Source organism: Neobacillus sp. WH10 (assembly GCF_030123405.1).
Classification (GTDB): domain Bacteria; phylum Bacillota; class Bacilli; order Bacillales; family Cytobacillaceae; genus Neobacillus.
This window is the reverse complement of the sequence record NZ_CP126110.1, coordinates 5,427,643-5,449,089: the sequence shown is the minus strand read 5'-3', so window position 1 is coordinate 5,449,089 and position 21,447 is coordinate 5,427,643. Positions and strand designations below refer to the sequence as shown.

Here is a 21,447-nt window from a genome sequence, read left to right as displayed (position 1 = left end):
ATCAGATCAATGAAGGACTTTTCTTTCTCTTTCCTACGGAGATTTGGTCTTCATCGACTTTATGAAGGACTTTTCTTTCTCTTTCCTTCTGAGATTTGGTCTTCATCGGCTTTATGAAGGACTTTTCTTCCTCTTTCCTACGGAGATTTGGTCTTCATCGACTTTATGAAGGGCTTTTCTTTCTCTTTCCTTCTGAGATTTGGCCTTCATCGGCTTTATGAAGGACTTTTTCCTGTATAACGCAGAAACCCCCTTAAAGAATTTCAATCTTTAAAGAGTTCACTTGGGAAACGAGAAGGTCTTCATATTGTTTTTGGGCTTGGTAGTAAATTTCTTGCTCGCCGAAATTTGGGTTTTCCTTTTTGACTTTTTCGATCAGGTCATTTTGTACCTTCTGCGACAGGACAATTAATTTGTATTGCTGCTTTTCTGTTGCCCAGAACTTGTCTTCGCCGTAGTCACGAATCAATTTTTTAGCAGATTCGTACCCATTATATTGATCGCGCACCTTACTTATGGCTTCGTCCACTTCCGCAGCAGCTGCGGTATGACCCTTTTCCTCTGCCAGCATCGCCATAGAGCGAAGGCGGATGATTTGCGTTAATAGTTGATTTTTATCATCGATGATTTTTTCCTGTGACTCTAAATATGCTAACTCCTCTTCTAATTGCTTACCAGTGTATTTTCTCTGAGCTGTTTCGCGATTAATGGCCAGCTGAAGATGGTTTATAAACCTATAAAAAGCTACATCCTCATTAGTGATCAAAGCTCCATTAATTTTTGCGACTCCTTTAGGCTTCACAACATTGATGTTGATGACCTTTTCTGTCTTTTTCCCGTCCTTTTCTAAAGTAAAGGCAACCTCATACTTGCCGCTCATTGGCAGCGCGACTTTGCCGGAGTACGTACCGTCTTTCTCCTCACTTAATTTCACATCCGTTGTGCCATGGTCCATATTAGCCATGGAAAATTCAGCGGTAACCTCTAGTCCTTTAACCGCCTTTTTGTTTTCTGTTACTTTGATTTCAAACGGCGCAGCCGTATCCTTTTGGTAGTAAAGCTCCTTTGTAACCTTAATCGTATAATCAGGGCCGGAACTGCAGCCCGTCAGCATCGCTATCAGTAGCAACAACGAGAACAATATTCGTTTCTTCATGATTCACTTCCTCCTAAATGATGTGTCGCTAGAAATTCCCCAACCGTGAATTTCTCCATTTTTCCCTCATTTAAATAGACTACATGTGTACAAACCTGGCGGATTTCATCTAGATGGTGCGACGAAAGAAGGATAGTTTTATCATGAAGGGATTTTAATACTTCTAAAATTTCCTTTCTTCCCATCGGGTCAATTCCGCTAGTAGGTTCATCCAAAATCAGAATGCTTGAATCCTGATAAAGGGTAATCGCGAGGCCAAGGCGTTGGAGCATCCCTTTTGAATACTTCTTTACCTGGACATCACGGTCGTCCCACAGGCTGACCGATCGGAGCACCTGTTCAATCTGCACCACATCAGGCGTTTTCGACACTGCCTCTGCAAAGAAGGTCATATTCTCAAGCCCGGTCAGCATCGGATAGAGCATAAATTTTTCCGGCAGGTAGGCAATCGCTTTTTTCCACTCATCATTTTTCTTCGTGACGTCAATTCCGTTAATCGCAATCGATCCTTGCTTAACGGGCAATAATCCAAGCAAACTATTGATAAACGTGGATTTCCCGGCACCGTTTCGACCAACAAGTGCACAAATTTCATTTTTGTTAATCTCTAGAGTGACCGTATCCAACACCGTTTTTTTTCCGAAGGATTGGCTTAAATCGGTTACCTTAATCATTCATACCCCTCCTTACGGTTAAAGACTATTGCTGTCCCAAACGAAACAGCAAGCCAGATTAGCAGATTTCCCAGTAAAAAGAACACAGGCTTCGTCCACATAAATTTCTCCATTAGCCTTGACATATGGCCAAAAGAATACACGCCCATCCCGGTTTCTAAGAACATCCTCACTGCCTGAAGCGGGTTTAAAAAGTAGGCCGACGAAAATAGTTTGACGTTTTCATGGGTGACCTCTGATAAGAATGACAGCAAAATAAAATCGTGTAAAAAGAAAAAGTAAAACCAGAAAAAAATCGTATAGCCGATAATTTGCATTCTCGAGCGGCTAAAGCTGCCGATTGCTGCCCCCATTTGCAAGAAGACAAGGCTCAAGCAAACAATTGCTGCCACAAAGATCAAATAGCTTTCGATATCAAGCTGGAAATTAAATTTTATTAGTAATAAATACAGGAAAAACCAAATAATCATCGGGACGAGAACCACTACATACATTCCAAGGCTTTTTCGAACTAAAAAGCTGGCATAATTGTCTTTTTTCGTTAAAAGCATAATTAGTGTTTTTTGCTCTTTTTCCTGAAAAATTGAGAATGCGCCAATAAACAAACAAAGAATCGGTATAAAATAAATAATCGTATCGAATAAATTGATTAAGAGAACATAAAAGCCTTTATCAAATGAAAGGACTGTGGAACGAAACAATATGCTGATTGAAATCAGAACAATGATGCTTAATGCCAGCCATAGTCCTTTTCCTCTTATGTTTTCTTTCCATTCCTTCCAAATATAATGCATAATTGATGTCTCCCTTTTAGTAAAATCAACCCCGCAGCCAGCCCGAGAGCCACTATCAGAATAGCCTTATGGCTGCCTTTAGTTGCTGCCAATGGGTGTGAGTCTTTAAACATCACTTCATCATTATTCAATGTGGCATTTATTTTTTCATAGATGTTGATGGCCGGGCTTTTTAAAAATAGATTCGTTAATTCTTGGTCCTCGATCAGCTGATGGAGGGATGAATGATAGATTACTGGGAAATCCCCAATACCGTCTTGATTTAAATCGGTAAGCGGGAACGAGGAGCCCCAGTCATTGCCTTTGCCATTCTGGCTCCAGGAATTGCTGTCCCCTTGTCCACCAAGGGTAACGGCCGGAATCGTGTTTTCCGAAATGCGGTTTAAGGTAAAGGTTTGGTTATTCGAGCTGGCCCATAGCTCAATGCCAATTTGGTTTTGGATAATGCGGTTGTCCTTGATCGTGTTTCTGGTTGCCTGGTCGATGTATAACCCCCTCTGATTCATGTAAAACGTATTATTGGCTATATAATTATCATTGGCCTGCAGGAGCAATAAGCCAAACGATTGATTCCCATAGTTAACGATAAATTGATTATCTTCGAGATTCAGATGATTCGAATTCATGATGGCAGCGCCGCCTGTATTCATTGTAAAGATATTTCGTTTAAAAATATTTTCATCAGAATACATGTAATGCAAGCCATATCGAGTGTTGCTGATCTTATTTTCATAGCTGTGGTTGTTGTTGGCATATTCGAAGAACATCCCGTCACGAGTGTTTTCAATCGTATTGTGTTCTAGTAAGTTATCATTTGCGTAATAAACGTGGAGTCCGTTTCCTTGAGCGGCAATTTCGCCTTTGCCAATGCCTTTTATGTCGTTATAACGAATTTTATTATGGTGTGCCTGGCTTAAATAAATACCGTGAAAGGAATGGCGGATGCTGATGTACTCGACCACATTGTTGTTCGTATAAATCTTGATGGCGGCATATTCCTCAGCTGAGTTCCGGTTCATGCTGCTATGGGTTACCGTCAGATGACTTAGCTTTACATTCGGAGCCTTAATGGAAATGACATTCCCGGTTCCGTCACCTTTAATCAAGGTCTTATCCGAGCCTATGATCGTCAGCGGTTTGTTAATGACGATATTGCCCTCGTACGTTTTATTTTCAAGCTTTACTACCGCTCCCTCTTTCATGGAGTCGATAATTGCTTGCAAGTTTTCGGCTGCCATAATTTTTTCAGGTTTAATCACGATAAAAAGGGAAAAAACCAAAGATAGGAGCATTAATTTTTTCATTTTACTTTCGATCCTTCCATAGCGGAATGAGTAATAAAATAAACGCAGCGATTATCAAATACGTACCTAAACCAAGCAGGCTGGTGGTTTGAAAATTTGCTATCGTATTATGTCCTAAAATCGGCGGTACAAATGGATCTAATTTGATTGGTGCATCTGGACTTAAATTAGTGCCGAATTTTTTTAGAGCGAAATGAAGGTCTAGGACGCCAAGCGTGCCCCCGATGACAAACAGGCTGATTAATCCGTAGAGGACAGATTTTTTTCGCAGCAATGCTGTTAATAGAGTGAGAACAGCTAATCCACCGACTAAATAGGGTAAATAGGACAATTCAGGGAAGTTTTCTTCACTGAAGTTTGCCATGCCGATATAGTGGTTAAGACCGTTGACAATATCAATTTGACCTTCAAGCCTATTTGGGTAAACAATTATATTTAATCCCTCCGGATACTGTGGGGCAAAGAAGACCATTTTCCACCATGGGAAAAATAGTGAAACGGCAATTAATATGGCGGAAACGACTAAAATGAATGATGAAACGATTGATAATTTCTTATGCCTATTGTCAATCAAGGTAACCACTCCTCTTATAGTGATATTAGGTAAATGGAGATGGGTATCAATCTGTCATTGATACCCACCGCCAACTTTAGTTGTTTAGCTCCAGCGCCTAGTCAAGCAGCTTCCTCTTTTCTGCTTATTACTTTGGTTTTACAAGGAAGTAACCGGTCATTTCCTGGTGAAGAGCAGAGCAGAAGTTTGTACAATAAAGCGGATAGGTCCCAGCTTTATTGGCAACAAATTTCAAAGTGTTTGTCTGTCCAGGCTGTACTTCCATGTTTAAGTTATAGCTGTTGATGGCAAATCCGTGTGTGATATCTTCATCGAAGTCGATATTCGTCAAATGAATCGTGACCTCATCTCCTTCATTTACTTCAATCACGTCAGGGCGCTTAGACTTCGCATCAAAGATAAACTTTGAACGCATCGCAATTCCGTATACATCGACTTTGTTGCCGTTACGGACAATACGCGCGTCCTCTTTTTTGTAGATGGCTTCCTTATTTTTTTCGTCCTTCGGATAGACTTCAATCGGGTTGAGTTTATCTGCCTTAATCATTTGCGCATAGTGCGGTTCAGGGTTAACGGGTGCAGATTGGATCACCTTCATCTTGCCGTTGATGTCGATTAACTGCATCGATTCAGGATGTGAAGGTCCGACAGATAAGTAGCTGTCTTTAGCAATCTTGTTCAAGGCAACGAGCCATTTTCCATCAGGTGCAACCGTGTCGCCCTCTGCTGCGACAGAGTGTCCTGGAGAATATTGGACAGGCACGCGGTCTAATGTCTTACCAGTTTTCGGATCCCACTTAACAATTTCTGAAGAAATGAACATCGTTGTATAGGCCATGCCTTTGTCATCAAATTGGGTATGAAGCGGTCCAAGGGCATTTTCAGGGTTTACTTCTCTTTCCATAACAGATTCATATTTTAGAATTGGAATACCGTTGCGATCGCCGGCAAAATCTTGTTTTTCTACTGCTTTAAATGCCTTTTCAAACGAGAAGACCGTCATCGCAGGGGCAAGCTTACCGGAAGCGATGAAGTATTTGCCATCTGGTGTTACGTCCACACCATGCGGTGATTTCGCAACCGGAACTAAATAAATGCCCCCCTTTTGTTTTTCAGGAAAAATCATTTTCTGGCCGCCAACATCCTCGTACTTGCCTTCTTTGACCATTTTCTCAAGCTCTTTCCAGTTAAAAAGAACAATATAGTCACGGTCAGCCTGTGATGCGTTAATTTCAAGGTTTGTAGTTGCTTCTTCTGTGTTGTAAGTCGTCATAACTGCCCAATTAGCAGAAGCTTTTTTACCGGCATCTGAAAGGTCATAGGACCATGGTGGAAGAGCCACTTGGTAAGCAATATTTAGCTTTTCTTTGTTTTGATCAAATGTGACAGCAGACATAACACCGCGGTATTTTGTGCTGTAATCGTCAAGAGATTCATATTTCTGCTCAAGCGGAACAGCAAAGCGAGTTGGCAGAAACATGTACTCGGTATTTTCTGTTACGAACGCCGCACAGTGCGGGCCGCTTGTGTTAGGAACTTTAATAATGTCTTTAACGGTAAACGTTTTTAAATCCATTGCGGCTGCCCGGCTGTTACCGACATCAGTAGCAAACATGAATTTACCGTCATAGTCACCTTTCGTTTCAGAGAAGGCCGGATGGTGAAGGTCTCCCCATGTATAGCCACCCATCATTTTCTTGGAATGCTCATCAAAGCCATACCCGGTTGCAGAATCTGGCGAGAATACCGGAACAGTTCTTATATGACGCATCGAAGGAACACCATAAATAAACATTTGTCCAGAGTGACCGCCTGATGCGAATAAATAGTAATTATCTTTTTGACCGAATGGAACATAAACCTTTTCTGCATCGCTCTTAGTACCAGAAGCAGCCTCCGTGTTCGTCTTTGCGGAAAAATCAGCAAAGGATATCGTTGCGGCAACAAAACCGGCAAGCAGTCCGGATGCAATCGGAATCCACTTTTTCATTCAACTACACCATCCTTTCTACTTCGCTTCAGATGCTTGCTTAAGCAGGTCTAAAACTTGCTTACGCTCATCATCTGTTAATGGATTTTTTTCAATAACGCCTGACATTACCGCTGATGTAGGCGCTTTCAGAAATTCGTCGATCGATTTTCCATGCTTACCTTCAACGTTAACAAACGCTTGGGAAAGGTCTGGACCTACGGCGCCGCCTTTTAAGTTAAGGGCTTCAACGCTGTGGCAGCCAAGGCACCCGCGCTTATTTAGGATGTTGTCTTCGTTGACAGAAGCCGTTGTTGCAGCCGTATCTTTAGAATCCTTACTTTCTTCCTTGGCTTGGTTGGTATCTTTTGTTTCCGTTTGCGCCACTTGTGGTTCATTACCGGAATCACCCATAATGACATCAAACACCAGATAACCAATGCCAAAGCCAAGTAACGCACTTATAACAAAGCTAATAATTGTTTTTTGCAATGGTTTCCCCCCCTTTTATTTCTTAAGAACAATTTCATCCTAAACTCTCGTAAACGTTAAAATAGTAATGTGCAGCACACTTTTTTATCCATTTTTGAACGTTTTGTGAATGGGCTGGGAGAGACCAGTAAAATATAGGTTTTTGAAAATTTGAACTTTTTATTAATCTCGGCACTTAAACATGGGGAAAAGATGTTAATAAATAGATGGTATGAATCGAGCCCAGTGCAGCAGCTGGACAATAATAGATAGGTGGTGGGGATAGAGAATCCTCTTGATTGGAGTGGAAAGCGAAGCGCCTGGAACGGAAATCAACAGACTAGTTTAATTCAGCCATACGAAAAAGACTGTCGATAAACCCGAAATTCTTCGAATTTGTCGACAGTCTGAGCTCTCTAACTAGAGGGCTTTATTGTTCAAACTTATATGTCCAAAACCGCTCATTATTAATCCATACCATTATTTGCGGGTCTTGATTTTTCAATTTCTCTTCCATGTCGATAAACATTTGCTCCGTTTGCGAACGGTGTGCTTTGATGGCAGCAAGCTTTGTTTTACCAACAGGAGTAATGTTGTTAATAATATCGGCTTCGCCAAGCTCCTCTACACAATTTTTAGAGAAGGCGACACAGTGTAAGGTTGGTCTTGCCGCTGCAGGAAGCTTTTCCACAGCCCTTACGACCGCCGTACCTGTGGAGTCATGGTCAGGGTGAACCGAATAGCCGGGATAAAAAGTAATAATAAGTGAAGGATTTACCTCCTCAATTATTGCTAACAAAGTGTTCGACAATTGATCTTCATCCTCAAATTCAATCGTTTTGTCTCGGAAACCAAGCATACGAAGGTCTTGGATGCCTAAAACCCGTGCAGCTTCCTTTAATTCTTCCTTTCTAATTTTAGGAAGGTTTTCCCGATTGGTAAATGGAGGATTTCCCATATTGCGTCCCATTTCCCCTAAGGTTAAACATGCATATGTGACAGGGGTTCCGTTTTCCACATGTGTCGCAATTGTTCCTGATACACCAAAAGCTTCGTCATCAGGATGAGGGAAAATAACTAAGACATGGCGTTCTTTTTCCATTATTTATTCTCCTTTCCGGTTATTCAAATGGAGTTGTACTGATTTCCAAGGCAACCGCCAGCTTCCCACTATGGTCATGACCGGCCAATAAAAGCTGGTTATCTTCGTTTATTTCAAAATGGGTAATCCCCTCAGCATAAATCCAGCCAAGATTTATTTTAAGACCAACGCGATAAGGCCCATTTCCGGTAATCTTTCCTAATTCATATCGAACAAGGGCGTTGCGGATATATGCCCCTGCCGAAAAGAAATCTTGATTGTGGTGTGATGCATAGGCACCATTGGTTGTTTCGAGGTGAATGTAAACATCTTTATTAGCAAAGCCATTGATGGTTTCCTGGACACATTTCATATCAATTAACTGCAATCCTAACAGCTCCTTTCAAGTCCAGTAGAAGAATCTATAAACTATTCTTATTTTATAATGTATCTATCATACTAAAATTAGTTAAAAAATGCGAAATGAATGCTTGATAATAATGTATGTTGAAAAGGTGCCTGACACCATGAAAAAAAAAGAGCCAGATCAGTGGATTGGCTCTTCTGCTAGTAGTTATTCATTACAATCTACGCAATACTCCGTTACACTTTCGGCACTGCGGTAAGCACCGTGCCAAGTTGGCCCAACAAATTCATTTAAGCGGAAGCCCTCCTGGATCGCAGCGGTAATAAAGTCCTTTGCTACATCGACCGCTTCATAAACAGATTTGCCTTTGGCGAGTTCAGCCGTAATCGCGGATGAGTAGGTACAGCCTGCCCCGTGTGTATAGGTAGTGTCAAACTTTTCAGACTCATATAATGTGAATTCTTTTCCATCATATAAGAGGTCAACAGCTTTTTCTTCCGTATGGAGCTTGCTGCCGCCTTTAATCAACACGAATTTTGCTCCCTGCTCGTGGATTTTTACAGCTGCTTCCTTCATTTCCTCAACTGTATGAGGTGTTTTCGTTCCTGCAAGCTGTCCCGCTTCAAAAAGGTTAGGCGTAACCACTAAGGCACGTGGTAAAAGAAGCTCACGCATCGCATCCGTTGTTTCCGGGTGTAAGGCCTCATCTTCCCCTTTGCAAACCATAACCGGGTCAATAACGACTTGCTCCAGTTTATTTTCATCGATCACTTTTGCAGCTAATTCAATGATTTCAACTGTTCCCAGCATGCCTGTTTTCATCGCGTCGATACCAACGGAGAGAACGGTGTCTATTTGTGTTTTAAGTGTATCCAAGGCAATTGGAAAAACGCTATGGTGCCAATCCTTTGGATCCATTGTTACAATTGTGGTCAAGGCTGTCATTCCATAGACGCCAAGTTCCTGGAATGTTTTCAAATCTGCTTGAATCCCTGCTCCCCCGCTTGTATCAGAGCCGGCAATTGTCATTACTTTTTTGATTGTCATTATGTCTTCCCCCTTCTAGAAACCTAGTTATTATTATAAAACATTTTAAAAAAATTAACATAATTTAGCGCATGAAAGACTAATAGTTGACAGAAAAATGACAAATCCTCCATTTGTACTATTTCCAAGCATTTAGCGTGATAAATATTACTTTCAAAAAAGGTGTCGGATAGTACGATATTTTCAAAAAGCCCCCCATTTTAAAATGGAACCGCTTACTGACCGGAACTAAATAACATTGTAACCTTGGTTAACTTGCATATTCATAAAATTGTTGGAAATTTGACACAAACAAGGTGTCGTTGTCCAAAATCCCACTATTAATCAATGGAAAATAGTTTTAATGCTGCAAACGGAACACCAAAAATCCCCTATATGAAGATTCCAAGTTTCGACAATGTGACAAATGTCGCTGAGTGTAATTGATCCTATTTCTACAATGATAAAATAAGGAAATATTTCCTAGAGTGGAGGCAAAATAATGAACCACAAGGGTTGTCCTGATGAATATCCAATTTCCTTGATTATAAACGGTTATGAAATGGCCGTTTTTCAACTGACAAAATTCGACCTAGAGGACTGGACATATGGATATTTGTTTTCTGAAGGATTTATTCAGGACGCAAATGACATCGAGTCTATCCTTATCAACGAAGAAATGGGCAGCATCCATGTTTCACTCCGCTCCCATTTTGACGAAGAGCAAGTTTTTTCAAAAAAGAAGCACTACACAGCCGGTTGCGGCAGGGGCGTAACCTTCTTCTCGATGACAGATGTGAAAAATTTTGCCAAAGTGGCATCGAGCAAAACCTTCAAATTAAGTTATCTATTAAAGAAGAGAAGTGAATTCGCCCAGAACTCCCGCTTTTACCTGGAAACAGGCGGAATGCATGGAGCTTGTATTGTAGAGGAAGACGGCTCAATTACAATCCGAGAAGATATTGGCCGCCATAATGCTGTGGACAAAATTATTGGTCACGCAATTAGAAACCGTTTACAACCCGAAAGGTTAATGTTACTTACAACCGGCAGGGTTTCATATGAAATGCTCTCAAAAGCTGCAAAATTTGGCTTTCCTGTAATCGGCTCACGCACGGCTGCCACTAAGCAGGCAGTGCAGCTGGCAAAATACTTAAATATCGAGGTAATTGGCTATTTACGAGGGAAAATGGCGACAATTTATACCTCAACCGGCAGAGTCGAAAACGATCTTAATATCGAGTTAGCTATAGAGGTGCATTGAAAGGGGGAATCAAAAGCTTTACATACCTAGAGAGAAAAAGGGATGTTCTAATCAATATTTTTAGGGAAGGAGAATGGTAATGGTTGAAATGAACCTAAATCGCCGGCAATTTTTAAAGCTATCAGGCGCAACTGCAGCAACACTTGCTGTTGTGGAACTTGGCTTTAACGAAAAGAAAGCTTATGCACAAACAAAAGAATTCAAAATTGCTAAGGCAACAGTAACACCAACCATTTGCTGCTACTGTGGTGTAGGATGCGGAATCCTCGTTCACACCAAAAACAATACTGTGGTTTATACGGAAGGGGATCCGGATAACCCAATTAACGAAGGAAAGCTATGCAGTAAAGGAACAACAATAAGACAGTTATATACATCTGAGAAACGCTTAACAAAACCGCTTTATCGTGCTCCTGGAAGCAATAAGTGGGAGGAAAAAGACTGGCACTGGATGCTTGACACCATTGCCAAGCGGACTAAAGAAACCCGTGACAAATCATTTGTTGAAGTAGAAAACGGAATTACTGTTAATAAAACCGAAAAGATTGCCTGCCTTGGCGGTGCGGCACTTGATAATGAAGAAACTTATTTGCTTTCAAAATTAATGAGAGGGCTTGGTATTACATACTTAGAGCACCAAGCACGAATATGACATAGTTCTACGGTTGCCGGTCTGGCACCTACATTTGGTCGTGGAGCAATGACTAACCATTGGAATGATCTGCAGCATACTGATTGTGCGTTTATCATTGGTGCAAACCCTGCGGAAAACCATCCAATCAGCTTTAGATGGTTAACAAAAGCAAAGGAAAACGGCGGTACAATTATTTCTGTTGACCCGCGCTTTACTAGAACATCGGCACAGGCTGACGTTTACGCTGCACTCCGCTCAGGTACGGATATTCCGTTTATCGGCGGGATGATAAATTATGCGATTGAAAACAATCTCATCCACAAAGAGTATGTGGCTAAATATACAAATGCTTCCTTTATCGTTAAAGAAGGCTTTGACTTTAATGATGGTCTTTTCTCAGGCTACGATGAAGCGAAAAGAGCGTACGATAAAACGAAATGGGAAATTGAAACAACAGAAGACGGTAAGCCTGTAGTCGATGAAACATTGCAGCATCCGCGTTCTGTGTTCCAATTAATGAAAAAACACTTCTCCCGTTATGATGTAAAAACAGTTTCGACTGTAACAGGTACACCACAGGAAGATTATCTAAAGGTTTGCAAGACCTTCTGTGAAACAGGTAAGGTTGGAAAATCAGGAACGATCCTGTATGCAATGGGTACAACTCAGCATACGGTTGGCTCACAAAACGTTCGGAGCTATGCCATCCTGCAGCTTTTATTAGGAAACATCGGTATACCAGGCGGAGGAATCAATGCGCTGCGCGGAGAATCCAACGTTCAAGGGTCAACTGACTTTGGTTTATTATTCGATAACCTAACAGGATATCTTGGTGTCCCAAAAGCGACAGTTCCAGAGCATGCTACCCTAAAAGGCTATTTGGAAAAAGAAACACCAAAAACAGGCTACTGGAGTAACAGACCGAAATTCTATGTCAGCTTGCTGAAAGCATGGTACGGCGCGAATGCAACAGCAGAAAATGAATTCGGCTATCAATATTTGCCAAAGGGAAATAAAAACTATTCCCATATGAACCTCTTTAAAGCAATGTACAAGGGCGAACTCGACGGGGCTTTCCTATTTGGAACAAACCCGGTTGTCGGTGGTCCAAATGCGGGTAAAGAAAAGGAGGCACTTGGCAACTTGAAGTGGATGGTAGCGATTGATCTTTGGGAAACCGAAACATCGGCATTCTGGCAAAAAGAAGCTGGCAGCGACCCATCCAAAATTAATACAGAAGTATTCCTGTTACCAGCAAGTTCTTCTTTTGAAAAAGAAGGCAGTGTATCCAACAGCTCACGCTGGATGCAATACCGCTGGAAGGCGATTGATTCAAGAGGTGAGGCAAAACCTGACCTTGATATCATCCATGAACTTGCATTAAAACTAAAATCGGTTTATGCGAACAGTCCAAAATCAGCCGACAAACCGTTCTTAGCCCTTGATTGGAACTATGGAACAGGTGAAGTGCCGGATATTGACATTGTTGCCAAAGAAATCAATGGATATGATCTGAAAACAGGTAAATTGCTTTCCGGATTTGGCGCCCTTTTAGATGACGGTACAACTTCATGTGGTAACTGGATTTATTCCGGATTCTATCCTGAAGAAGGAAAGAACAAATCGAAGAACCGCGACAACAAGGATACAGGCGGCGAACACTATTTGAATTGGTCCTATGCGTGGCCAATGAACCGCCGAATTCTCTACAACCGTGCTTCAGCAGATCCAAGCGGTCAGCCATGGAGCAAGGAAAAGGCTGTTATTTGGTGGGATGATGCTCAGAAGAAATGGGTCGGAAACGACGTTCCGGACTTTAAAGCTGTTACCGCACCAACAGAACCAGGCGGTACAGGTGCCTTTATGATGAATAAAGATGGTGTGGCACTTTTATTTGCCCCAACCATGAATGACGGTCCGTTCCCAGAACACTATGAGCCATATGAAAGTCCAATTCCAAATGCGTTCTCAGGACAGGAAATGAACCCGGCAACGGTGATTTTTGAAGAAGAGTTCAATAAACGCGGCTTCAAGGCGGACTACCCAATTATCGGAACGACCTACCGGGTAAGTGAGCACTGGCAATCAGGCACGATGACACGAAACCAAGAGTGGCTCTCAGAGCTTGCCGGTCATATGTTTGTGGAACTAAGTGAAGAACTTGCCAAAGAAAAAGGCATCAAGAATAAAGACAAGATCATTGTCAGCTCAGCGCGTGGCGAAATCCAGGCCTATGCAATGGTAACCAAGCGCTATAAGCCTTTTACAGTGAGAGGTAAAAAAGTGCATCAGATCGGAATGCCATGGCATTTTGGCTATAAAGGATTTGCCACTGGAGATACAGCAAACCGCCTGACTCCGCATATCGGGGATGCCAATACAATGATTCCTGAATATAAAGCATTCCTCTGCAGCGTTAGGAGGGCTGACGTATGAGTAAGTTAGTAAAATATGTCGATGTAACAAAGTGTGACGGCTGCCGTGCTTGTATGGTTGCCTGTAAAAACTGGAATGACCTGCCGGCAGAGCCGACGGAATTCCTTGGCAGTGTCCAATCACATGTGAAAACAACCGCGGATACATGGAATGTCCTTCAGTATATTGAGCACGAGAATGGAAAAGGTGATTTAGAATACCTATTCCGCCATTCCTCCTGCTTCCATTGTACCGATGCCGCTTGTGAAAAGGTTTGTCCGGAAAGTGCCATCAGCTATACGAAGTATGGAACAGTTGTCATTGATCAGGATAAATGCGTTGGCTGCGGCTATTGCACGGAAAACTGTCCATTTGACGTAGTTTCTTTGAAGGAATATAAAGATAAAAACGGTAAGGAATATCGAAAAGCTCATAAGTGCACGATGTGTACGGATCGGATCGAGGAAGGATTACAACCTGCCTGCATAACGACCTGTCACACCGGGACAATGGACTTTGGCGATAGAGATGCGATGATTAAAAAGGCAGAGCAGCGCCTCAAGGAAATTAAGGATCGCTATCCAAATGCCATGGTCTATAATCCACAAGGCGTTGGCGGTACGCAATCAGTTTATGTATTAGCTGAGCGGCCATCTGTATACGGTCTGCCTGAAAACCCTAAAGTTCCAACCTCTGCTGTATTGTGGAAGGACTATGCACAGCCAATTGGGAAAGCAATGATTGGAGCAACAACAATGGCGGTTGTCGGTGCATTTGTGGCCAATAAGTTTTTTAGTAAAAAATTCAATGACGAGACGCAAGATGGAGGTGACAGCCATGAGTAATCAGCCAAAATCTGATGTAAAAGTAAGGCGTTTTTCCAAGGCGTTTGTCTGGGCACATGCCGTTAACGCAATTTCCTTCTTTGCCCTGTACATTACGGCATTGCCAATGTACACAGAGTTCTTTGATTGGCTGTATCCGATTCTCGGGGGGCCGGCGAATGCCCGTTTACTCCACCGCATTTTTGCCGTCATATTCTGTACGCCAACATTCATTTGGGTCATTTTTGACTTCAAAGGCTTTAAGCTATGGATGAAAGAGCTTGTTACTTGGAAGAAACGCGATATCCAGTTCTTTACTGAATTTGTCAAAGAACTGTTCGGCTTTAAATTTAAGCATATTAGACAAACATTCTTTAATGCCGGGGAAAAAATAAACTCGATTATTCAAATCTTCACGGCAATCTTAATTATCGGTTCAGGCTTCCTAATGTGGTTCCCTGAATTTTTCCCAAGAGCTCTCGTTCAGTGGGGCTACTTCCTTCACAACGTCGGCTTCGGTCTTGCGATTGCTGTAATTGTTGGACACATTTACCTCAGTGTCGTTCACAAACACTCAAGACCAGGCTATTCCGGAGTTATTACAGGAGAGGTACCTGCATGGTGGGCAAAAGGCCACTATCCGGACTGGTATGATGAAGAAGTCAAAAAAGGCAACTTCCCTGACTTGGATGATCCAAAACATAAAAAAGGCGCATAAAAACCATTCGTTTTCAATTTTATACTCAAAAAAGGAATGGCTGTCGAACAAATTGACAGCCATTTCTTATAAGCGACTCATGAGGACGAAATGGGTAGCAATGAGAAAAACTTGTCCCAAGAAGCTTTTATAGAAACAGAAACTAGAAGAAAAAAGCTAAAAGCAGTCCTCATAAGGCGTTCTTGAAGACAGAACCTAGACTTTCAAAAACAACAAATTGGGTCTTTAATATTAGAAAGAGGTGTGACAACGATGATTAAATCCGTTGTTTCAAAAGAATACCAAGACTTGCAAAAGGAAATCGTTAAGCTTCAGGAACAGTGGAAGCTGCAGTTAGATCTTGAAACCATCAAACCAAATCTCGATAAGGCTGCAATGACTGCAGGGGTGCCTGCCGCCGCTCTAACGGCTATTAACTTTGAAATTTCACTATTCTTACAGTGGATAGAGGAAATAAATGCCACTCTTGTAAAATTCAATCCTGAACTCGGACCGAAGCTTTCAAGTATTAGCACCTACCTGAATGAAGAAACAGCGATTCGCTGGATTGACGAGGCCTTTTCGTTTAACCATCTTTATTTTGCTAGTTTTGCAGAAGAACATGGTCTTGAAGAATGGATTCCGCAATTCCTAGCTGAAACTGCCCTTCGCCCTTACTTACAATTGACAGCTGAAAAGGTTCAGCACGATATCAACCATGCGGTGCCTGGAGCGGGCTGTCCTGTTTGCGGCGAACCAGTTAGATTGGCATCCCTTGAAGGAGAAGGAAAAAAAGTTATTCATTGTCCGCGCTGTCTTGCCCACTGGAATGCTAAGCGCTTGGAATGCTCTCATTGCGGCAATGAAGATCATAAAACCGTCCAGTTTTTAACGATTGAAGGCGATGCCATCTCGCAAATTCAAGTTTGCGAGGAATGCAAGGGCTATATTAAAATTATTGATACAAGACAATATATTACAAAACCTTCGGCTGCATTACTGGATTTAAACTCAATCCACCTCGATTTTGTTGCCCAGGAAAACGGTTATAACTCAGTTGGTACGAAAAGCTGAAGCGCCTTGAACAGGGGCTTATGACCCCGAGCCTCTAGGCGCTGAAGCTAGACAAATAGAAAAGCGGAAGCGCCTTGACCAGGGGCGACAGGCATAAGACGAGCCGTCGAGAAGGCTGCTCTTTAGCCTTCTTGACGGATTGGCTTATGACCCCGAGCCCCTAGGCGCTGAAGCTGGACAAGAAAAAAGAGACAAATTAAAGAAGGTGTTTTTTCCATGAAAGCTGCAGCGATTATTTTAGCAGGCGGAAAATCGAGCAGGATGGGTACAAATAAAGCACTGCTAAAAATAAATGAGAAATCAAACATTGAAAGAATTGCAGATAAGCTAAAACTGCTCTTTGATGATATAATTCTGGTAACGAATGATTCTGAACAATATAAATTTTTAGGTATAAAGATGGTCCCTGATGATTATCCGGGGATGGGGCCGCTTGCCGGGGTGCATGCAGGCTTGCTTGCGTCCGACTACGATGTGAACTTTATTGTCGCCTGTGATATGCCATTTGTTTCAACGGAACTTGCCGAGGTGCTTGTCAACAATTGCGGCCATTATGATGCCGTCATTCCTGTAATCAACGGAAAACAACATCCGCTATTTGCAGTTTTTCAAAAGAGGGCAGCAGAAGAGGCTGCAAATTGCATTGAAGCTGGGGAGCTTCGAATGAAACATTTACTTGACCATTTAAACGTACTATACGTAACAGAAACAGAGCTGCAAACTTACAGCACTCTTGATCTAGAACGGGTCTTTTTCAATATGAATCACCCAAATGAATACGAAGATGCGAAAAAATGGGCCGAGGCAGATTTTTCCCGCAATAGCGGGTTGTAACAAGGAAGTTTCGGTGTGGGATGACTGCTCGTAAAAGCCCGATTAGTGAGATATAGTGAAACTTGCCAATGCACTTTTTATCGGCTTAGTTGAAACCAATCGGGCTCGTACTGTCTCTAATTATCAAAACGATAGCCTTGATAATTAGGGACAGTAGAACGGGACTAACAATAATTGGTGAAAAACCACTCACTTATTGAAGTTTCACAATATAAGGGGGAACAAGGGAACCATGCAATTTTTCAAAGTGAAGACAGTTGAAGAGACATTTACCTTAATTGAGGAAAAGATACCGGCGATTGAACAAATAGTGGTTAGGGAACTTGCCGATGCACTAAACCATATTTTAGCAGAGCCGGTAGTGGCGAAGGAAAATGTGCCAAGTTTTGATCGCTCAACTGTCGACGGGTATGCCGTTCGTGCGAAGGATACGTATGGTTCCTCTGAATCCATGCCTGGCTTCTTAACAATAGCTGGAGAAGTAAAGATGGGCGAAGTCCCTGCTGCTGAAGTTAGCCATGGCACAGCCGTTTATGTACCGACAGGAGGCATGATGCCAAAGGGCAGTGACAGCGTGATTATGATTGAACACTGTGAGGATCTAGATGGGCTGCTTAATACGTACAAGCAAGTAGCACCTGGAGAAAATGTGATTCGGGCGGGAGAAGATATTAAAGAAGGGGAAGTTCTTCTTAGTAAGGGAACGAAACTAAGACCGCAGGAATTAGGGGCGCTTGCCTCATTAGGGATTACAGAGGTACCCGTTTTCCGCAAATTAAAGGTCGGTTACCTTTCCTCTGGGGATGAAATCGTCCCGTATCAAACCGAAACACTCCTAGAAGGGCAAATTCGCGACATCAACTATTTAACGATTGCCGGACTTACTAGCGAATGGAATGCTGATGTTCTATACGGCGGGATTGTCCGAGATGATTATGAAGAATTTCAACAAACGGCGCGGGAGCTTTATGACAAGGTCGATTGTTTAATCCTTTCTGGCGGCAGTTCGGTCGGAGCAAAGGACTATACAACGGATGTCATTCAGGCCTTAGGGGATCCAGGGGTTTTTGTTCACGGCATCTCTATTAAGCCTGGTAAGCCAACCATACTGGCATTGGCAAATGGAAAGCCAGTCATAGGCCTGCCGGGACACCCGGCAAGCGCCATGATCATCTTCAAGCTGTTCGGAGAGCGTATTTTACGAAAGCTAAAAGGGGAAAAAATCGAGAGCAAACCGGAGCGGATTTTTGCAAAGATCACAAAAAATATTCCATCCTCAATGGGTCGGGCAGATTATATCCGTGTTCGGCTTTTTGAAAAAGAGAGCGAATGGTGGGCAGAGCCGATTATCGGAAAATCGGGCTTAATTACCACACTTGTAAAAAGCGATGGCATTGTCGAGATTAGTTCAGAAAAAGAAGGAGTTTCACAGGGCGAATATGTACCTGTGATTCCATCAAGGTAAGGGGTCTTAAGTATGGAACAGAAACAATATAAAAGAAAAATTTATTTAGAAGATAAACCCCGAACGGAAGCAAGAGATGAAATACTGGCAGCTTTCGCGCTTACACCTGAAATTGAATATATTTCAGTAATTGAAGCATTAGGCCGTGTCACCGCTGAACCTATTTTTGCAAGAGTCTCGATGCCGCATTATCATGCCTCAGCGATGGATGGAATTGCCGTTGTAGCGGAAAACACGTATCAGGCACATGAGCAAAACCCGCTTCACCTTAAAAAAGGCTTGGAGTTTAGCTTTGTCGATACAGGGAATGCCATTCCTTCCCCATTTAACGCCGTTATTATGATTGAACATGTTCATGTTGTTGATGAAGATACAATTGAAATTATTGAACCTGCAACCCCGTGGCAGCATATCCGCCCAATTGGCGAAGATATCGTCCAAGAGGAAATGCTTTTTCCTCAAGGCCATATATTACGACCAGCGGATTTAGGTGTGTTGCTCGCCGCACAACAGCTCGTTATTCCTGTTGTAAAAAAACCAGTGGTGACGATTATTCCGACAGGTAATGAACTCGTCGAAGCAGATTCTGAATTAGCTTCAGGAAAAATAATTGAATTTAACGGAACGGTGTTTTCTGGTTTTATCATGGAGTGGGGAGGCGAGCCAAAGCTCCATTCCATCGTAAAGGACGAGCCGGAGAAAATTAAAAAAGTGCTGCTAGAGGCAGCCGAAACCTCTGATATTATTGTAATAAATGCCGGATCATCGGCAGGCAGGAAGGACTTCACGGTCCACATCATCGGTGAAATCGGCGAGGTCTTTACCCATGGAGTCGCCGCACGGCCTGGGAAACCAACTGTTCTAGGAAAAATAAACGGAAAAATTGTCGTCGGTGTTCCAGGCTATCCTGTGTCCGCTTATTTAGCACTGGGATGGTTTGTTCAACCGTTAGTATGTAAATATTTAGGGATTCCTGTCCCAAAAAGGCAGACGGTACCGGTCAAGCTTGGGCGCCGTATAGTCTCCTCAATGGGTGCTGAGGATTTTGTTCGAATGAATATCGGCTATGTAGATGGCCAATTTATCGCCAACCCTCTGACAAGAGCGGCAGGGGTCACGATGTCCTATGTCAGAGCAGACGGCCTTTTAATCGTACCGCCAAATGTGATTGGCTATGAACAAGGGGATTTGGCAGAAGTTGAGCTGCTGCGCCCACTTGAGGAGATTAAAAATGCAATTGTATTTTGCGGAAGCCATGATTTGACAATTGACCTTTTATCTTCAGAACTGAAACGAGCTCGGACAGAGATGAAAATTGTTTCTTCACATGTCGGCAGCATGGCCGGCATAATGGCGATTCGGAAAGGCGAGGCCCATGTAGCGGGCATTCATTTGCTTGACCCAAGTACAAAGCAATATAATGTTTCATATGTTCGGAAAATTTTAGCTGGTCAAGACATTGTTCTTTATCCATTTTTAAAAAGGAAGCAAGGCTGGATCCTGCCAAAAGGCAATCCCTTAGAAATAGAATCCGTCGCAGATTTAGTCCGGAAGAACGCTAACTTTGTCAACCGCCAAAAAGGAGCAGGTACTCGAATCTTGTTTGATTTGCTGCTGAAAGAGGCCGGCCTTTCATCAGAAGAGATCACCGGCTATGACCGGGAAATGTTTTCCCATTTAGCGGTGGCAGCGGAAGTGAAAGGTGATTCCTGTGGTGTCGGACTTGGCATTTATCCTGCGGCAAAAGCAATGGGCTTAGCCTTTGTTCCTGTCGCCGATGAAGAATTTGACTTGGTGATGACACGCAGCTTTTATGAAAGTGAAAGCGGGAAAAAGCTTTTGAAGATTATTCAATCGGATGCGTTCCGGAAGCAGGTTGAAAAAATTGGCGGCTATCAAGTTGTTGAAAATGCAGTGTTGAAGAGTTTAACCGAAGAGGTGAAATAATGAGGATGTACGAAATTTCAAAGGAACCGATTGATATTCAAACAGTGATTGATAAAGTGGTCCAGCGTGAGGCAGGTGCCATCACCACCTTCATTGGCACTGTCCGGGAGTTAACACATGGCAAGAAAACATTGTTTTTAATTTATGAAGCCTATGAAGCAATGGCTGTGAAAAAGCTCGAGCAGATTGGCCTTGAAATTGAACAGCGTTGGGAGGGCTCACGAGTTGCGATTACTCACAGAGTCGGGCGCTTAGATATTACCGATGTCGCCGTCGTGATTGCGGTTTCGACGCCGCACCGCGCTGATGCCTACGAAGCCAACCGTTATGCGATTGAACGGATTAAGGAAATCGTTCCAATCTGGAAGAAAGAGCATTGGGAAGACGGCGAATCGTGGATGGGGAACCAGCTTGAAACGGTTGCCTATCCAAGCGGCAAACCTGAGGCAGGTGATTTAGATGAATAAAGTCTTGTTTTTTGCCCACTTGCGTGATGTGGTTGGTGAAGAATTTTTGCTGGTAGATGCCAGTGAAAAAACCGTTGCCGAACTGAAGACTGAGTTATCGGCGAAGTATGACCTCCCTAAAATGGAAACCGTGATGACCGCGATCAATGAGGAGTTTGCTTCAAATGATGAAGTCATCCATGACGGTGATGTGATTGCCTTTATTCCGCCGGTGAGCGGCGGTTGATGCTGCGTGAATTAGAGAAATTCATGGATCAAAGTTTACGGAAGAACGAAACAACCTTATGGACGGGTACTATAAGAGGGTCGCAGTGCCTGAAAGAGGCAAAAAACTCGTTGTCGTCACAGTGCCTGAAAGAGCGAAAAACGGACGAGGCAGATCACTATAAGAAGGTCACAGTACACGAAAG

Annotated in this window: 20 protein-coding genes and 1 pseudogene; 11 read left to right on the top strand and 10 right to left on the bottom strand. The window is 42.7% G+C overall.

The genetic code is table 11. From position 1 onward, the window contains the following. Nucleotides 1–253: 253 nt before the first annotated feature. The 10 genes from QNH20_RS26315 to pdxK form a co-directional block, all read right to left on the bottom strand. On the bottom strand, nt 254–1,156 hold the full coding sequence (locus QNH20_RS26315) for a FixH family protein (protein ID WP_283920856.1): 903 nt from the start codon (nt 1,154–1,156) through the stop codon (nt 254–256). After that, nucleotides 1,153–1,830: an ABC transporter ATP-binding protein gene (locus QNH20_RS26310; protein WP_283920855.1), complete on the bottom strand. Its 678-nt coding sequence runs from the start codon at nt 1,828–1,830 to the stop codon at nt 1,153–1,155. Before QNH20_RS26310 ends, QNH20_RS26315 begins: the two co-directional genes overlap by 4 nt. Further along, nucleotides 1,827–2,624 (bottom strand): ABC transporter permease, encoded by a 798-nt coding sequence (locus tag QNH20_RS26305; protein ID WP_283920854.1) that lies wholly within the window; start codon nt 2,622–2,624, stop codon nt 1,827–1,829. The genes QNH20_RS26310 and QNH20_RS26305 overlap by 4 nt, the downstream gene beginning before the upstream one ends. Continuing rightward, nucleotides 2,588–3,928 (bottom strand): nitrous oxide reductase family maturation protein NosD, encoded by a 1,341-nt coding sequence (gene nosD, locus QNH20_RS26300; protein WP_283920853.1) that lies wholly within the window; start codon nt 3,926–3,928, stop codon nt 2,588–2,590. The genes QNH20_RS26305 and nosD overlap by 37 nt, the downstream gene beginning before the upstream one ends. Before the next feature lies 1 nt (nt 3,929). After that, a complete protein-coding gene (locus QNH20_RS26295; RefSeq protein ID WP_283920852.1) occupies nt 3,930–4,502 on the bottom strand; it encodes a hypothetical protein in 573 nt (190 codons plus the stop codon). Between the two features lie 127 nt (nt 4,503–4,629). After that, on the bottom strand, nt 4,630–6,492 hold the full coding sequence (gene nosZ, locus QNH20_RS26290) for a Sec-dependent nitrous-oxide reductase (protein WP_283920851.1): 1,863 nt from the start codon (nt 6,490–6,492) through the stop codon (nt 4,630–4,632). 18 nt (nt 6,493–6,510) lie between these two features. Further along, nucleotides 6,511–6,963: a cytochrome C gene (locus QNH20_RS26285; protein WP_283920850.1), complete on the bottom strand. Its 453-nt coding sequence runs from the start codon at nt 6,961–6,963 to the stop codon at nt 6,511–6,513. Nucleotides 6,964–7,372: 409 nt separating this feature from the next. After that, nucleotides 7,373–8,044 (bottom strand): bacillithiol biosynthesis deacetylase BshB2, encoded by a 672-nt coding sequence (bshB2, locus tag QNH20_RS26280; RefSeq protein ID WP_283920849.1) that lies wholly within the window; start codon nt 8,042–8,044, stop codon nt 7,373–7,375. 19 nt (nt 8,045–8,063) lie between these two features. After that, nucleotides 8,064–8,411: a YojF family protein gene (locus tag QNH20_RS26275; protein WP_283920848.1), complete on the bottom strand. Its 348-nt coding sequence runs from the start codon at nt 8,409–8,411 to the stop codon at nt 8,064–8,066. Between the two features lie 186 nt (nt 8,412–8,597). Continuing rightward, complete coding sequence (pdxK, locus tag QNH20_RS26270) at nt 8,598–9,437, bottom strand: pyridoxine/pyridoxal/pyridoxamine kinase (RefSeq protein WP_283920847.1); 840 nt, start codon at nt 9,435–9,437, stop codon at nt 8,598–8,600. A 481-nt stretch (nt 9,438–9,918) separates the two neighbouring features. On the opposite strand from pdxK, the gene fdhD reads away from it, so the two are divergent. From fdhD to moaD, 11 genes and pseudogenes are all read left to right on the top strand, one after another. Then, entirely contained in the window at nt 9,919–10,680 is a 762-nt protein-coding gene (fdhD, locus tag QNH20_RS26265; protein WP_283920846.1) for a formate dehydrogenase accessory sulfurtransferase FdhD, read from the top strand. Between the two features lie 79 nt (nt 10,681–10,759). Further along, nucleotides 10,760–11,332, top strand: coding sequence for a twin-arginine translocation signal domain-containing protein (locus QNH20_RS27175; protein WP_481858013.1), 573 nt, complete (start codon nt 10,760–10,762; stop codon nt 11,330–11,332). A gap of 12 nt (nt 11,333–11,344) precedes the next feature. Beyond that, a pseudogene (gene fdnG / locus QNH20_RS26260) lies at nt 11,345–13,750 on the top strand (formate dehydrogenase-N subunit alpha); the annotation flags it as partial. Next, a complete protein-coding gene (locus QNH20_RS26255) occupies nt 13,747–14,574 on the top strand; it encodes a 4Fe-4S dicluster domain-containing protein (protein ID WP_283920845.1) in 828 nt (275 codons plus the stop codon). The pseudogene fdnG and the gene QNH20_RS26255, both read left to right, overlap by 4 nt. Next, on the top strand, nt 14,567–15,271 hold the full coding sequence (locus tag QNH20_RS26250) for a formate dehydrogenase subunit gamma (protein ID WP_283920844.1): 705 nt from the start codon (nt 14,567–14,569) through the stop codon (nt 15,269–15,271). The genes QNH20_RS26255 and QNH20_RS26250 overlap by 8 nt, the downstream gene beginning before the upstream one ends. A 252-nt stretch (nt 15,272–15,523) precedes the next feature. Continuing rightward, nucleotides 15,524–16,324: a formate dehydrogenase accessory protein FdhE gene (locus QNH20_RS26245; RefSeq protein ID WP_283920843.1), complete on the top strand. Its 801-nt coding sequence runs from the start codon at nt 15,524–15,526 to the stop codon at nt 16,322–16,324. Between the two features lie 216 nt (nt 16,325–16,540). Next, nucleotides 16,541–17,158, top strand: a complete 618-nt coding sequence (gene mobA / locus QNH20_RS26240) for a molybdenum cofactor guanylyltransferase (protein WP_283920842.1) — start codon at nt 16,541–16,543, stop codon at nt 17,156–17,158. 232 nt (nt 17,159–17,390) lie between these two features. Beyond that, nucleotides 17,391–18,623: a molybdopterin molybdotransferase MoeA gene (locus QNH20_RS26235; protein ID WP_283920841.1), complete on the top strand. Its 1,233-nt coding sequence runs from the start codon at nt 17,391–17,393 to the stop codon at nt 18,621–18,623. A gap of 12 nt (nt 18,624–18,635) precedes the next feature. Further along, on the top strand, nt 18,636–20,570 hold the full coding sequence (locus tag QNH20_RS26230; RefSeq protein WP_283920840.1) for a molybdopterin biosynthesis protein: 1,935 nt from the start codon (nt 18,636–18,638) through the stop codon (nt 20,568–20,570). Further along, nucleotides 20,570–21,037 (top strand): molybdenum cofactor biosynthesis protein MoaE, encoded by a 468-nt coding sequence (locus QNH20_RS26225; RefSeq protein WP_283920839.1) that lies wholly within the window; start codon nt 20,570–20,572, stop codon nt 21,035–21,037. The genes QNH20_RS26230 and QNH20_RS26225 overlap by 1 nt, the downstream gene beginning before the upstream one ends. Further along, nucleotides 21,030–21,263 (top strand): molybdopterin converting factor subunit 1, encoded by a 234-nt coding sequence (gene moaD / locus QNH20_RS26220; RefSeq protein ID WP_283920838.1) that lies wholly within the window; start codon nt 21,030–21,032, stop codon nt 21,261–21,263. The genes QNH20_RS26225 and moaD overlap by 8 nt, the downstream gene beginning before the upstream one ends. Nucleotides 21,264–21,447: the final 184 nt, after the last annotated feature.